Raw genomic sequence first — 14,861 nt, forward strand, 5'->3', positions numbered from 1 at the left:
GCTGCGGCAAATGGGTGCGGATCGGCGGACTGGCACGGATACTGCTTTGCATGGCTTCACATCTTGTGGAGTGCCGTCATGACCATCGAGTTCTTCGCACGCTTGCCCCTGCACGGCGAGACGCAGTTCATTCCGGGGGACAACCGCAATCGCGGGGATTGGAACCGCCAGCCTCACGCCAGCACCGGCGCGGTTTCCTCCTTCGAGGTGGGCGACGATTTCGCCTATATCGACTATCTCTCGCAAGTCGCCCGAGCGGCCGAGATCAACGGCTTCTCCGGCGCGCTGCTTGTCAATGCGCCGTTTGGTGACGAGCCCTGGATCGTCTCGACAGCCCTGGCGCGTGAAACGAAACGGCTGCGTTTCGTGGATGCCTTTCATCCCGGCCATTTCAGCCCCTGGCAAGCCACGCAGATGGCTGCCAGCTTCCAGCGGATCAGCGGGGGTCGTCTCGTCTGGAACGTGATCCAGGGCGGCTCCGACGGCCTGCTGCGGGCCAACGGTGAACCGTTGCCGCATGATGAGCGCTATGCGCGCGCCATCGAGTTCCTCGATCTCGTGAAGGGCTTCTGGAGCAGCGAGAACTTTCACTACAAGGGCCGCTACTACGAAGCGGATGGCGGCGGCCTGCGCGGCCCGCTGGCGCGCGCCCCGATACCCACGATCTGCTCTGCCGGCACCAGCGAGGGCGCCAAGGAACTCGCGGCCAGGCACGCCGATTACTACCTCCTCCTCGCCGAATCTCCGGAGCATGTCGCGCGCAATATCGCCGATGTGAGGGAGCGGGCGGCGAAGTACGGCCGCGCCGACAAGATCCGTTTCGGCCTCTCGGTCGATGCCATCGCGCGCGAAACCGACGAGCTTGCCTATGTCGAAGCCAAACGCTTCTTCGACGAAGGCGTGCGCGCAGGCACCGTCAAGGCAGCGGCGGAGCGCTCTACCCAGATGTCGGACACCAATCGCGCGCGCTTCGAGCGTTACAACGGGCGCGAGGTGAACGATTTCGACGATCTCTTCGTCGAGCCGCATCTATGGGGCGGGTTCGGCTATATCGGCATCCCGCCGGGTTTCGCCTTCGTCGGCAGCTATGAAAACGTCGCGGCCAAGATCAGGCAATTCGCCGACCTGGGGCTCTCTTGGTTCTTTCTCAACGGCTATCCTCATCTGGAGGAAATCTACCGGCTCGGCGAGCATGTGCTGCCGCGCTTCCGCGCGCCGCGCCTGAGGCTGGCAGGTCAAGGGGCCGGTCAGGGAGCTGAGCAGGCGGTTCCGCTGGTGTCCGGCGGGGGGCTGGCCGCGCGCAGCGATGTGTTGGCCGCAAGCGACGATCGCTGAGGAGCGCGGACGATGGACGGACTTACCAGACGCGGCCTTATCGGTGGAGCCGCAGGCGCAGCGCTGCTGCTGTCCGGATGCGGCCGCCGCAGTGAAAACACGAGCGAAGCACCTGCCGCGCCGCGCCGAGGCGGCAAGCTGCGGCTGGGCATCCTGGACGGCGAACGCTCCGGGAACCTCGATGCGCACAAGCCGCTGGGGCTTGGCAGCACCATTCGCGGTTTCGCCATGTACGCCAAGCTGTGGGAATGGGACGGGGATATGCAGCCCCGCCTCGCCCTTGCGGAATCGGTCGAGCCCAATCGCAACGCCAGCGCCTGGGACATCCGGCTGAAACCGGGGCTGGAGTTTCACAACGGCAAGACGATCACCGCACAGGACGTGCTGTTCTCGATCCGGCGGATCACCGATCCTGGGTTGGCCTCTCCTTACGGTGCGCTCGTCTCGCCGGTCGATAGGGACGGGGTGAAAGTGCTCGACGAGCGCACCGTTCGCATTCCCATCCGGGAGGGGCGCGGCTTCGTGGCCTTGCCGGAAACCTGGACCAACTTCGGCGGCATCGTGCCTGCCGACTACCATTCCGTCACCAATCCCGTCGGGGCGGGGCCTTACCGGATCGACAGGTTCGAGCCCGGTCAGCGCGCCACCTTCAAGCGCTTCGACAACTATTTCAAACCCGGCCGACCCTATCCGGATGAACTCGAAATCATCGAGTTTAAGGACCAGACGGCACGCATTGGCGCGCTTTTGGCAGGACAGATCGACCTTGCGAATGCGATCCTGCCGGAACAGGCCGGGTTGATCCGCCGCGATAGCCGCGCCCGAATTCTCGTGTCACCGACGAACGGTTGGCAGTCTTTCGACATGAACACGAGAGAAGGCCCCTTCGCCGACGTGCGCGTGCGGCAGGCATTTCGCCTTTTGGTGGATCGCGATGAACTGGTGCGCCGCGCGCTGCAAGGGGAGGGGCGGATCGCCAACGACCTCTACGCACCGCAGGATCCAACGTTCGATCAGGCCATCGTCCAGCGGCAGCAAGACCTCGCTCAGGCCCGCAGTCTGCTGCGCCAGGCGGGGCAGGAGGGCCTGCGCACCGAGCTGGTGGTAGGCCCAGCCCATGTCGCATCTGCGCTGGTCTTGGCCGAACAGGCGAAGAAGGCAGGCATCGATCTGCGCCTGCGTCAGGTGGACGCCGCGACTTTCGCGGGGCCTGCGAAGACAAGCTGGGCGATCAGCACGGGCGGAACGCTGGGCGTCCCCTGGCTCTCCACGGCTCTGCACATCGATGCGCCCACATCGGTGTCCAACAAGACCAACTTCCATGACCCGGCGTTTACCCGGTTGTTCGATCAGGCCCTTGCGCAGCCAGATATCCCGGCCCGGTCCCAACTGGTCCACCAGATGCAGCGGATCCAGCATGAACAAGGCGGTCTGTTGATCTGGGGCTTTGCCAATACGCTCGACGGCGTCGGCCCGCGCGTGGGTGGGATTAAAGCGGAACGCTCCCATTTCCCGACCTGGCGTTTCGACCAGATGTGGGTGTGAGCATAACCGCGCAGCAGGAGCGACGCGGGCTGCTCAAATCTGCGCATTGGTTCCGAAACAGCAGGCCAGAGTGGCGGATAAACGCTTCTGGCACGGTGTTTGCTCTGATCCGGAAATGACGGAGTTCTCATGACCGACAATGTTCACAGCTTTGGCGAAGCGGCCGTAGCAGGCCGGCTGGATCGCATCCTCTTCACTCGTTGCCCGGTGCCGACGGCATCGGGTATCGCGCACTCGCTCGGCTGGCTGAGCGAGGAATTCGCGCAGGACGGGCTTCGCGTCGAAGCCTTGCAGGACAAGCCGCGTGCCATGCGCGCCCACCACAACGAACATGACCTTGCCGGCCTGTTCCGCGAAGGCGGCAACATTCCCGCGCTCGCCACCAAGGCCAAGGGCACGCCCACGCGGCTGATCGGCCTGACCTGGATCGACGAATGGCAGGCGATCCTCGTTCGCCGCGAGACCGGCCCGATCGCGCCCGCACAGCTCAAGGGGCTGCGTATCGCGCTCCCCGCGTGGAGCGTCACGCGCGGCAGCAGCATCGCCAGAGGCATGTCGTTGGCGGGCATCAGGGGCGCCCTCGGCATTGCGGGGCTGACGCTTGAGGACGTGACGTTCGTGGATGTGCCGCTGGCGCCGCCTTCGGAAGATTCCTCGCTCAACCTGGCCCGGATGTGGTCGGGCATCGAGGCCCTGGAGGTCGGCACCGTTGATGCCGTCTACGTGAAGGGCGCCTCCGCCGTGGACGCGGCCAAGCGCGCGGGCGTCGTCGTGGGCATCGATCTGGACGGCTATCCAAGCCGCCACACCCGCGTCAACAACGGCACCCCGCGCCCGATCACCGTCAGCCGCGACTTGCTCGACAATCATTTCGATCTGGTCGTGCGGTTCCTCGAACAAACGCTGCGCGCGGCCGACTGGGCAGCGCATAATCTGCCTGCCCTGCGCGGAATCCTTCAGAAGGAAACCTACGCCGGGGCTGCGGGCGTCGAGGCCGCGTATCGCAACAACTTCCATCGCTCGCTGCATCCGGATCTGTCGGAAGAGCGCGTGGAACTGCTCAAGAAGCAGGCCAATTTCCTGTGGCTTCACGGTTTCCTCGAACACGACGTGGACGTCGATGCGTGGATCGACCGCAGGCCGCTCGAAGCCGCTCTCGAACGCCGCGCGGGAAGCCGCGCCGCCTGAATTTACCGAGGAGACCCATAATGGCTACCGCAGTCCAGACCCCCGAAGAAACCAATACGCCTCCCCTGAACTCGACCGTGCTCGACTTTGCGAACGACGTCGTCGTGCAGGCGGCCGAAATCTTCCGGGCCTACCGCGAAACCGGCACGATCACCGCCAACGGCACCGTGGGCTTCATCGAGCGCGTGCCCGGTGAGGACAAGATCGTCAGCGTAAATCTGCCGCACCCGTTCGATCGCAGCACCCACAGCGTGAAGCCGCTTTCGTTCACGGTCACCGGCCTTGACGGAACGGCCTTCAAGGGGCGTGCCAATGGCCGCTACCTGAAGGTGTTCAACCAGAACCCGACGATCACTTCGCTCAGCCACGTGCATTCGCCCAATCTCGGGGCCTGGGCCCAGAGCCACCGGACGCTGCCGATCAGCTATGTGCCGGTCCAGCGCTTCCACCTCGCCCGCGAACTGCCGGTCTACATCGATCGCCGCCAGGACGAGCAGGACTTCATCAACGAAAAGCTGATCGAAAACCCCTTCACCCCTGCGATCCTCGAAGCCAACGGCGGTGCGACGGTCTGGGGATGGAAGGGTCTTCGCGACCTCGCCGAGTTCATTCTCCTGCTTGAGGAAGGCGCGGACATCCAGATCAAGGCCCAGGCGCTCGGCGGATCGCGGACTTACGGCCCCGGCGTGCTGCGTCAGCAATGGAAGATGAGCAAGCGCTACGATGAAGCGCGCGGCCTTGGCCTGCTGCCCGTGACCGACCTCGACTGATCCCGGAGCAGACTCATGACCCGTCCCGTAAAGCTGCTCTGGTATCTGACCGCGCCCGACGGCCCTTATCCCTGGGTGGAGGAAGGGCGCTGGCAGACTGGCTTCGATCATCTCGAACAGCTTGCCAAGACGATCGACAAGCTGGGCTTCTACGGGGCGCTCTTGGGATCGAGCACTTACGAAAGCCTTGCCGTGGCCGCCGCGATGATTCCGGCGACCGAGCGGATGAAATTTCTCGTTGCACAGCATCCCGGCGAGCTGTCGCCGGCGGTGCTGGCGAAGTATGCGCAGACGTTCGACCACTTCTCGAAGGGGCGGCTGCTCTTCAATGTGGTCAATGGCAACGACGCCGGACTGGCAGCGCTGGGCGTGCATTACCCGCACGACGAGCGCTACGATTTCAGTTTCGAATACTGGGATGCCTTCCGGAAGGTCTATGCCGGTGACCGCAGCGGATACGACGGGAACTTCGTGAAACTGGCACCGCGCGCTGAAGGCGGCTCGCCGATGGGAGTCTGGGCGGGGCCTTATCAGCCGGCCGGGGTTCCGCTCTGGGGTGCGGGCACGTCGGCCCCGGGCGTCGCCCATTCGGTGAAACTGCTCGATACTTATCTCAGCTTCGCCAATACGCCGCCGCTGCTGGGCGAGAAGTTCCGGCGCGTCGGCGCGGAAGCCGAGAAGATCGGGCGTACGCTCGAATACGGCACGCGTCTGCAGATCGTGGTGCGCGAAACCGAGGAAGAGGCCTGGGACTACGCTGAGTGGTTGCTCCAGCGCTCCTCGGTGGACCATGCATTGCGCTCGATCCGCATGCGGCTGCCGCCCGGCGAAACGATCGAGACCTATCGCAGTCCCGATCCGCAGGTCCAGCGCAACATCGACATCGTCAAATCGGGCCGCCTGCCGAGTGCCCGCGACCTTGAAGTCTACCCGAACGTCTGGGTCGGACCGGCGTGGTTCGGCTTCGACATCATGGGACCGGCTGCCGGCACAACGCTGGTGGGCAGCGCGCAGAACGTCGCGGCACGCATTCGCGAATATGCGGAGCAGGGGACCAATGCGTTCATCCTCTCGGGCTTCCCCCTGATCTCCGAGGCGCACCGGGTGGCAGAGCTGCTGTTCCCGCTGCTCGATCTCGACCACGGTTTCGAGGTGCCCTCGCTTCGGGTGCCCTCGCTTCGGGTAGTCGAGCCTCGGCCGATCGCTCCCGTGGAAAAGGCGCTGGAGCAGGCGCCGGGCTGACGGGAACCATGCCGAGCAAGCGAAGCGGCGGATACATAACGGCAAGGGCATCGCATGGCGACGATCTACTCCCCCCAACCACCGCAAGCCCATGACGGGGGCGAACCGAAGGACGGCGCAATCGCCCGGACGCCGGAGCGTTCGAACGGCGGCATTTCGTTTCCGGCCTGGCTTCCCTGGCTGGGCGGCCGCGTCCTGTCCGGTCTGGCAACCGCCATCGTCATTTCCCTGCTCGTCTTCGCGGCAACCCAGGCACTGCCGTCCGACCCGGCGCGCGTGATCCTGGGGCCTGATGCCAGCGAGGAGAGCATCCGCGTTCTCCAGCACCAGCTCGGGCTCGATCGGCCGATCCCCGTTCAATATGCGAGGTGGGCGGTGCGCGCCGCATCGGGCGACTTCGGCGTTTCGCTCGATTCCAGCGTTGCGGCCGGCAAGATCGTGACCGACCGGCTCGGCAACTCGGCCGTGCTTATGGCAATCGTGCTTGTTCTTGCGATACCGATAGCCTTCGTAAGCGGAATCGCGCTCGCGATCCGGCGAGACGGCAGGCTCGATCGCTGGACGATGAATACAGTCATCCTGTTCAAGGCTCTTCCTGCCTTCGTCATGGCCATCGGCCTCATTCTCCTCCTCTCGACGACGGTCCTCCCGATTCTTCCGGCTGTTTCCCTGCTCGATCCGGCCATTTCCCCGTGGTTGCAGCCTTCCTATCTGGTGCTGCCGGCCCTGACGCTGATCCTGACGGTTGCACCGTTCCTGCTGCGGCTGGTGCGCTCGGCGATGATCGAGACGCTGGAGGCGGAATATGTGTCCGCCGCCCGGTTGCGCGGCATTCCGGAATGGCGGATCGTCTGGACCCACGCCGTGCCCAATGCCCTGGTTCCAGTGATACAAGGGATTGCCCTGACAAGCCGCCTGCTGCTCGGCGGCGGGCTGATCGTGGAAGTCGTGTTCAGTTATCCCGGCATCGGCAATGCCCTCAACAGCGCCATCGAGATGCGGGACGTCCCGGTGATCCAGGCGATCACGCTGACGATGGCGATCGGCGTGGTGGTCATCAACCTGCTGGCCGATATCGCGACCGTCCTGGTGACCCCAAAATTGCGCACCTCGTCACGGCCGCGCCTGAGGGCGGGCACGCGCGCAAAACTCAAGCTGAAGGCGGGCGGAGTATGAGTAAAGGCCTTTCGAACCTGCACCGGGATCCGCAGTCCCGGCTGGGGCTGGTTCTTGCCGCCACCGTTCTGGTATTCGCGCTGCTGGGGCCTTACGCCGCGCCGCAGTCGCCGCTCGCGCTGGTCGGTCCCACATATGGCCTGCCGGGCGAGGGTTCACCGCTGGGGTACGATTATCTCGGCCGAGACGTCTGGTCGCGGTTGCTAGCGGGCGGTCGGTCCGTGTTGTGGATGAGCTTCGCGGCTTCCGTCATCGCGCTGGCGGCAGGTGCGGTCATCGGCATCGCGGCGGGGCTGTCCCGCCGCAGGATCGATCATGCCGTGGTCTGGGCGACCGACGTCCTGCTCGCGTTTCCGGACCTGATCCTCGTCCTCCTCGTCGTTTCCATGCTGGGCAGGGCGCCCTGGCTTATCGTCCTTACTGTGGCGATATCCTTCGTTCCGGGGGTTATCCGCCTGGCGCGCGGCGTCACGCTGGGTGTGGCGTCCCAGGAGTACGTCGAGGCGGCAAGGCTGATGGGCTATCCTTGGTGGCGCGTGGTGCTGCTGGAAATCCTGCCGAACATTTCCACCCCGCTGCTGGTACACCTGGGGATCATGCTCACCTGGGCGATCGGAATGCTCTCGGGCCTCAGTTTCCTGGGTTACGGCGTGGCGCCGCCGGCAGCGGATTGGGGATTGATGATCAACGAGAACCGCGCCGGGCTGATGATCCAGCCATGGGCGGTGCTCGCGCCGGTGGCTTTGATCGGCCTGTTCGCACTGGGCAGCAATCTCCTGGCCGAGGGCATCGCCAGGACAGGCGCGCGCATCCCCCGGCGGCGCGGGCCGAAATCGCGCGCCCGCACCCTCATGCGCGGGATCAAGCGCCGTGAACGGGAGGAGCGGGCATGAGCGTCGTTCCCTTCGTCAAGAGCCTGCTGCAGGTACGCGATCTGGTGGTATCGCTCGATGACGGCACCGCGGTCGTGGAAGACATCGCCTTTTCCGTCGCACCGGGCGAGATCATCGGCGTCGTCGGCGAAAGCGGCTCGGGAAAGAGCAGCATTGCAAGCGCACTGCTGGGAGATGCGCGCGCTGGGGCGGTGATCTCCGGTGGATCGGTTTTCGTGGAAGGGCGCGATCTGCTCTCGCTCGACGAGCCTGAACGGCGGCAGATGCGCGGACCGGTCATTTCGCACGTCGCGCAGGACCCCGCGCTCGCCCTCAACCCCATGCGCCGCATCGGCTCGCTGCTCGAAGAAGTGCTGCGAGTTCACCAGCCCGGGCTTTCGCGAGGGGAGTGGCGCCAGCGGATCGCGGAGGCAGCAGCCGACGTCGGCCTTCCGGCGGACGCGGAGTTCCTTCGCCGCTTCCCGCACCAGCTTTCGGGAGGGCAGCAGCAGCGAGTCCTGCTGGCGCTGGCGGTCGTGCTTCGCCCGCGCCTGATCGTGCTGGATGAACCGACGACGGCGCTGGACGTGAGCACCCAGGCGAAAGTTCTGGCAACCGTGCGGGAGCTTTGCCGAACGCGAGAGATCGGCGCCGTCTACGTCTCGCACGACCTGGCAGTCGTTCGCGAACTGGTCGACCGGGTGGTCGTACTTTACGCGGGACGGATCGTCGAAAGCGGATCTCGGGACCAGGTCTTCGGGGCACCGACCCATCCCTACACGCGTGGGCTTCTTGACGCGGTGCCGGACATCTCCGGAAGGCACGTGTTGCGCGCCATTTCCGGTCATGCTCCGGCACTGCACGATCGGGGCGAAGGATGTGCCTTCGGGTCTCGCTGCGATCTTCGCAGCGCAAGCTGCAAGGCGCGGCCGCCCTTGCGCGACTTCGGCGAACGGCGCCTCGCCGCTTGCCATCATCCCGTCCGCGGCAATCGCGAGGATGTGACCGCAAACGTGCGGACGCCGGCCGCATTGTCCGAAAGCGGCGCGGAAAGGCCGGAGCGGCGCATGCTTGCCGTTCTCGAAGAGGTTACGGCCAGCTATGGTGCCAATCAGGTGCTGGCCGATGTAAACCTGTCGCTGCGCGAAGGCTATTGCACTGCCCTTGTCGGGGAAAGCGGTTCGGGCAAAACCACGTTTGCCCGGTCGCTGGTCGGCGCCGTGGAGGACGTGGACGGCGTGTTCTTCTATGATGGCCGACCGCTCGATCTGGCTGGAGACCGCGACAAGGACTTGCGCCGACGAATTCAGTACATCTTCCAGAATCCGTTTCGTGCCTTGAATCCCCGTCAGACAGTCGGGCAGATCTTGCGGACAGCCGCTCTGCACTTCTTCCCGATCAGGTCTGCCGATGCCGACAAGGAGGTCGCTGAAGTCTTGCGCCGGGTGGCATTGGCACCGGAACTGGCGCAGCGTCATCCGCGCGATCTCTCCGGTGGCGAGCGACAGCGCGTGGCGATCGCCCGTGCGCTGATCTGCAAGCCGCAACTCCTGATCTGCGATGAAATCACATCTGCGCTCGACGTTTCGGTGCAGGCGGCGATCATCGATCTGCTGCGCTCGCTGCAACGGGAATCGGGATTGACCATCCTGTTCGTCACGCATGACCTGGGCGTCGTGCGCGCTGTCTCGGACTATGTGGCCGTGCTCAGGCAGGGCCGCATCGTGGAGCAGGGGCTGACCGCCCATGTCTTGGATGAGCCGCAACATGATTATACGCGCGGACTGGTCGCCGATTCCCCGCGCCTTCGCGATACCGCAGCCTAGAGCGACTAAAGCCCAGCTTTGTGTCAATCAAGATTTCTCAACTGTTTTGGTAGACAAATGGTGGTAGCCTCGTTCTCGGCAAGTGGAAGCGGACCACCGCACTGGCTTGAGAGCTAGGAGCGACAACTACGGGGCTTCGACATGCGCGATACGATCCTGAAATTCGAGGTTTCCGCCCTGGCCATCCGGGCGCGGACATTCATCTTCTCCGACCCTCGATCGAAAGCGCTTTTGCCTTTGATCGAGAGGACGGCGCCCAGCGACGCAACGATCATGATCACCGGCGAAACCGGGACCGGAAAGGAACTCGTCGCGCGGCACGTGCATCAGCTCAGCGGGCGTGCGGACCGGCCTTTCGTTGCGGTCAACTGCGGGGCCTTTTCCGAAACGCTGGTGGAAAGCGAGCTGTTCGGCCACGAGCGCGGGGCTTTTACCGGTGCTCACAATGCGCGCGAAGGCTGGTTCGAGGCGGCTAACGGTGGAACCCTGTTTCTGGACGAAGTGGGTGATCTGCCGCAGCCGCTTCAGGTCAAGCTGCTGCGCGTACTTCAGGAACGCGAAGTCGTCCGCCTGGGCGCTCGGCGGCCGGTCAGCCTCGACGTGCGGCTTATTGCCGCAACCAATGTTGATCTGCGCGCCGCCGTAGAAGCAGGAAGATTCCGGGAAGATCTCTACTATCGGCTGGGGGTAGTGACCCTGCCGCTGCTGCCGCTGCGCGAACGTCCTGCCGACATCCTGCCGCTCGCGCGTCATTTCCTGGGGGTCTACGGAGAGAAGGCGGGTTCGGCTGCGATCGAACTGAGTCCGGACGCCGAGGATGTAGCTTTCCGATACGCTTGGCCCGGAAACATCCGCGAACTCGAAAACGTGATCCAGCGCGCGACGCTGGTCGCACCGGGCAAGCTGATCGAGCCCGAACACCTTGGCCTGTCGAATGATCGTTACGCGACCGTAACGGAGGCGCGGGGGGATCTGCAGGGGCTGGAACATGTCCGCTCGACGCTCTCCCAGCTGATCGCAGCGGGAGAGCCGGAACTGCTCGATCGGCTGATCGATCTCGCCGTTCGGGAAGCCTACGCGCAGTCGAACGAAAACCAGGTTCGCACGGCGCAGGCATTGGGCGTCACGCGCAATGTGATCCGGACCTATTTGAAAAACGCCGGCCTCATCGGCGACTAGTTTACGCCCTAGGGAGCGGCGGGCAACTCGCCCGCCGCTCCCTTCGCTGCCTTTATACCACTTCCGCCGCAACTTCGCGCAGCCGCTGGCGAGCGGCTTCCAGCGGCGCCGCATCCACCCAGTCCGAAATCGCGAAATCGCGGTCGAGCAGGTTGTGGACGTACATGAACGTCTTCTGTTGTTCGAACAGGGCGAGCCGCTCTTCGGAGAGATCGGGGTGCAGATTGGCCAGCGTCTCGTCGCTGTAGGCGCGGGCGACGCCTTCGGCACCGGCGCGGGTCTCTCCCTCCAGGAGCTCGCGTACTTTCTGCTGGTTGGATCCGGCCCAATCGGCCGCCGCCAGGGTGCGTTCGAGGAAGCGGACGACCAGATCGAAATGATTGTCGAGCAGGGCCTGATGCACCGTGATCGGTCGCGGGGTGCCGTTGTTCACGCGCCAGCGGCGCTCGGGGAGCTTGTCGAGGTCGATGCCGACTTCCAGCCCCAGGCGCTTGGCCGCGTCGATGGCAGAGGCGCCCTTGGCGTAGACCGCATCGACCTGCCCATCGACAAGATCGCCGAGCCCACTCCATAGCGACTGGAGCTGGACTTGAGGATCGCTCTGAGATGCGGCACGCGCCGCCACTTCCACGAAATGAACGTCGTCGAACGTCAGCCCGGCATAGGCCAGCGCGCCCTTGATGCCGTGCAGGCTCATGCCCCGCGCGATGCTGGAACCGCGGACGTGCGCGGCATCCGGTTTCTCCGTCCAACCCGGCAGCGCGATGCGCTTGCCCTTGAGGTCTTCCGGACGGGTGATCCCGGAATCCGGACGGACGAGGATCACTTGTGCCTCGTCGATCCAGGTGAGGCCGATCAGCCGGCTTGGCGCGCCTTGCGCACGCGCCGCAATGGCCAGCAGATTGCCCCCCTCGCGGATGAGCGAGGGAAGCTGGTGGTCATAGTGATGGCGGGCAAGGTCCGATCCGCGATTGTCCTGCAAGGTAGAAACCGCGATCCCGTCAGGCGCGAATTCCGCATCCAGCCAGCCCAGCTTGTAGGCAAGGCCGGTGGCAGTGGGGACGGGGCAGCGGGTGAACCAGATCGTGTCGATGGCTTGCGTCATGATGGCCTCCTTCGGGCGTGTTGAATTTACCAGCGATAGCTGAGGGTGGCGGAATAGAAGCCGCCGAGCGGGTTGACGGGGCTGTCTTGAACGTAGGCGATCGAGGAGAACGGCCAGCGAGAGGTGGCATTCCTCGGCAGCTGCGCCGGCTTGGCATCGAACAGGTTGTTGACGTTGAGGCGCAGGCCAAGCCGGTCGGTGAAATCGTAGCCGGCCTCGAGATCGGTGACGAAGATGTTGCCGACGTTCACGAGTTCGATGGTATTCGGGCCGGTCGTTTGCGTCAGCGTGTAGGAGCGGTTGATCTTGCCGTAGTAGGTGCCGCGCAGCCCAAGCGAGAAGGGGCCGGACTTCCAGTTCACCGAGCCGATCGCCTTGAGGCGGGGCGCCCGGTAGAGGATCTGCGCCTGCGTGGTGGTCGAGATCAGCACGATGTTGAACTGCTGAAGAACATCCGGCGTTTGGGCGACGTCCAGCAGTTTCGTCTTGTTGTAGTTGCCCGCAAGGCTCCAGTGGATCGCGCCGGGACCGGCGTCAAACTCGCCGTCGAGCACCACGTCGACACCGCGCGTGCGCGTGGTGCCTGCATTGATGAGGTAGGAGATGCTGTCGTCCGGCCCGAAAGTGGGCGAGGCAGCCTGGACCAGCACGCCCGAGCCCGGATGGGTGGATTCGCGGAAGGCGCCGATCTGGGAGATACGGTCTTTCACGCGTACCTGATAGAGATCGACGGTCAGGTTCACGTCGCGGACCGGCTGTGCCACGAGCCCGAAACTGAAGTTGGTCGATCGTTCGGGCTTGAGCGGCCTTGCGCCGAGCACCTGTGCCTCGGGTGAAGTGACGGAAAGGATGTGGTTGGTCTGGTTCACCGTCACGTTGGTCTGGCGGAAGGTCAGCGCCGCCAGGGCGGGGGCCTGGAAGCCGGTGCTGGCGGTGCCGCGAAGGGCAAGGCCGGGGACGATCTCGTAACGTCCCGACACCCGGCCCGTCAGCACGTCTCCGGCGCGCTGATAGCGCTCGTAGCGCGCTGCAAGATCGAGCGTGGCCTGTTCGCTTGGACGCAGCGACAGTCCGGCATAGACGGCATAGGAATTGCGGTTGTCCCGCGCTGCATCCTCGGGCCGGACGCCGGTATCCGCCTGGGAGCCTGAATCCGAAAGTGAAATCGGCTTGCCTGCGTTGGGCCCGTCAAGGATGGGTTGGCCGCCATAGCCCCAGGACTGTTCCTCGCCGGCGGTGCGGCGGTAAGTCTCGCGGCGGAACTCGGCGCCGAACGACCAGTCCGTACCGAAGCCGAACAGCCCGTCCTCAGTGCTCTTGCGGATATCGAGGTTCGAGTTCCAAGCCGTATAGCGGTAATTGCCGAGGAAGAAGTCGGTCTCGCTCTGAAGTCCGTAACTGGGGCTGACGGAATCGTAGACGTAGGTGTCGATATCGTCCTGTCCGTAGCCGCTGCTGAGATCCCAGTTCCAGCCGTCGCCAATCTCCCCGCGCAGACCGAGCAGAACGGAGAAGTCGTTTTCGACCACGCCGCTGTAAGGGGTGAAGCCGTCCGGATAGATGGCGCGCACATTCTGGTCGCGCGAGGGGAAGCGGTAGTGCTGCGGAGACCTGCCCTTGCGCCAGGAATAGTCACCGAAGCCGTAGAGTTCGAGGCTGTCTCCAAGCGGAAGCCCAAGGTCGGCGGTGAACGAGGCGAGTTGCGCCCGTGGCACGCCGCCCGCCGCGCCGAAGATCTTGCGGCGATCGACCGACGCTTCGCGCGGGTCGGGTGTGGCACCGGCGGGCAGCGTGGGCGCGGTGGAGGCATTGCCCGCCGGGAGCACGGGATTGCCTGCGGCATTGCGCGGGAAGTAGAACAGGATGTTGTCTGGCACGTCGCCATCGGCGAACAACTGTTTCTGGTCGACATATTGGCCCGACAGATAGAGGTGTCCGCTTTCGCCGAGGCGAACGCCTGCCCCCGCATCGTACTGCTGCAACCAGCCGCCGCCCTGGTAGTATTGCCCGGCGCGGGCGCTGACTTCGCCGCCCTCGGCCGATTTACGGGTGATGATGTTGATGACGCCCGCGATCGCATCCGATCCGTAAAGCGCCGAAGCGCCGTCGCGCAGGACTTCGACCCGGTCGATCGTGTTCAGCGGGATGAGGCCGAGATCGACCGCCGCCACGCCAACATCATTGACTCCGAGCCGCGCGGTAACGTGGCGGCGCTTGCCGTTGATGAGAACCAGGGTGTGACCGCTGCTCAGTCCACGCAACTGGCCCGCGCGGATGAAGGTGTTGATGCCGTAGCCGGGCATATTGGGCACGTTGAATGAGGGCAGGGTATCATTCAGGGTTTGCAGCAGGCTGGCCTGGTTCGCCTGCCGTAGGGTTTCGGCGGGTAGCACGTCGATGGGGGTAGGGCTGTTCTCTACCGTGCGTCCCGCGCTCCGCGCTCCTGTGACGACGATATTGCCGGGCGCCTCCGCGCTTTCCACTTCGGCAATTGCCGTTTCGGCTGCCGCCTGTGCCGTGGTGGAAGAGATCAAGCCGGAAATAGCCGACCCAAGCAGAAAGTACCGTTTTCCAGAATTCATGCCAATCGCTCCAAACCGCAGTTTTCCATCAGTTTCTTGCG

General features: G+C 64.6%; 11 protein-coding genes. 9 read left to right on the forward strand and 2 right to left on the reverse strand.

What is annotated here, in order from left to right; genetic code table 11:
* The first annotated feature begins 78 nt into the window (after nt 1–78).
* The 9 genes from ACI3K3_RS00170 (at nt 79) to ACI3K3_RS00210 (ending at nt 11,133) form a co-directional block, all read left to right on the forward strand.
* Nucleotides 79–1,335, forward strand: a complete 1,257-nt coding sequence (locus ACI3K3_RS00170; protein WP_404911352.1) for an LLM class flavin-dependent oxidoreductase — start codon at nt 79–81, stop codon at nt 1,333–1,335.
* Nucleotides 1,336–1,347: 12 nt separating this feature from the next.
* Nucleotides 1,348–2,880, forward strand: a complete 1,533-nt coding sequence (locus ACI3K3_RS00175; RefSeq protein WP_404911353.1) for an ABC transporter substrate-binding protein — start codon at nt 1,348–1,350, stop codon at nt 2,878–2,880.
* 129 nt (nt 2,881–3,009) lie between these two features.
* Nucleotides 3,010–4,068 (forward strand): ABC transporter substrate-binding protein, encoded by a 1,059-nt coding sequence (locus ACI3K3_RS00180; protein WP_404911354.1) that lies wholly within the window; start codon nt 3,010–3,012, stop codon nt 4,066–4,068.
* 20 nt (nt 4,069–4,088) lie between these two features.
* Nucleotides 4,089–4,838, forward strand: a complete 750-nt coding sequence (locus tag ACI3K3_RS00185) for a class II aldolase/adducin family protein (RefSeq protein WP_404911355.1) — start codon at nt 4,089–4,091, stop codon at nt 4,836–4,838.
* Between the two features lie 15 nt (nt 4,839–4,853).
* The gene (locus ACI3K3_RS00190) at nt 4,854–6,080 is read left to right on the forward strand and encodes an LLM class flavin-dependent oxidoreductase (protein WP_404911356.1); all 1,227 of its coding nucleotides are present in this window, start codon (nt 4,854–4,856) and stop codon (nt 6,078–6,080) included.
* A gap of 54 nt (nt 6,081–6,134) precedes the next feature.
* On the forward strand, nt 6,135–7,256 hold the full coding sequence (locus ACI3K3_RS00195; protein ID WP_404911357.1) for an ABC transporter permease: 1,122 nt from the start codon (nt 6,135–6,137) through the stop codon (nt 7,254–7,256).
* Nucleotides 7,253–8,149: an ABC transporter permease gene (locus ACI3K3_RS00200; protein ID WP_404911358.1), complete on the forward strand. Its 897-nt coding sequence runs from the start codon at nt 7,253–7,255 to the stop codon at nt 8,147–8,149. Before ACI3K3_RS00195 ends, ACI3K3_RS00200 begins: the two co-directional genes overlap by 4 nt.
* A complete protein-coding gene (locus ACI3K3_RS00205) occupies nt 8,146–9,954 on the forward strand; it encodes a dipeptide ABC transporter ATP-binding protein (protein ID WP_404911359.1) in 1,809 nt (602 codons plus the stop codon). Before ACI3K3_RS00200 ends, ACI3K3_RS00205 begins: the two co-directional genes overlap by 4 nt.
* Nucleotides 9,955–10,095: 141 nt before the next feature.
* Nucleotides 10,096–11,133, forward strand: a complete 1,038-nt coding sequence (locus ACI3K3_RS00210; protein ID WP_404911360.1) for a sigma-54 interaction domain-containing protein — start codon at nt 10,096–10,098, stop codon at nt 11,131–11,133.
* A 52-nt stretch (nt 11,134–11,185) separates the two neighbouring features.
* On the opposite strand, the gene ACI3K3_RS00215 is transcribed toward ACI3K3_RS00210, so the two are convergent.
* Nucleotides 11,186–12,238, reverse strand: a complete 1,053-nt coding sequence (locus ACI3K3_RS00215) for an ABC transporter substrate-binding protein (RefSeq protein ID WP_404911361.1) — start codon at nt 12,236–12,238, stop codon at nt 11,186–11,188.
* A 26-nt stretch (nt 12,239–12,264) separates the two neighbouring features.
* Nucleotides 12,265–14,820 carry a TonB-dependent receptor plug domain-containing protein gene (locus ACI3K3_RS00220; protein ID WP_404911362.1) on the reverse strand — a complete coding sequence of 852 codons (2,556 nt, stop codon included), beginning with the start codon at nt 14,818–14,820 and terminating at the stop codon, nt 12,265–12,267.
* Between the last annotated feature and the right edge of the window lie 41 nt (nt 14,821–14,861).

The sequence above is a fragment of the Novosphingobium sp. ZW T3_23 genome (assembly GCF_044987305.1).
Classification (GTDB): Bacteria; Pseudomonadota; Alphaproteobacteria; order Sphingomonadales; family Sphingomonadaceae; genus Novosphingobium.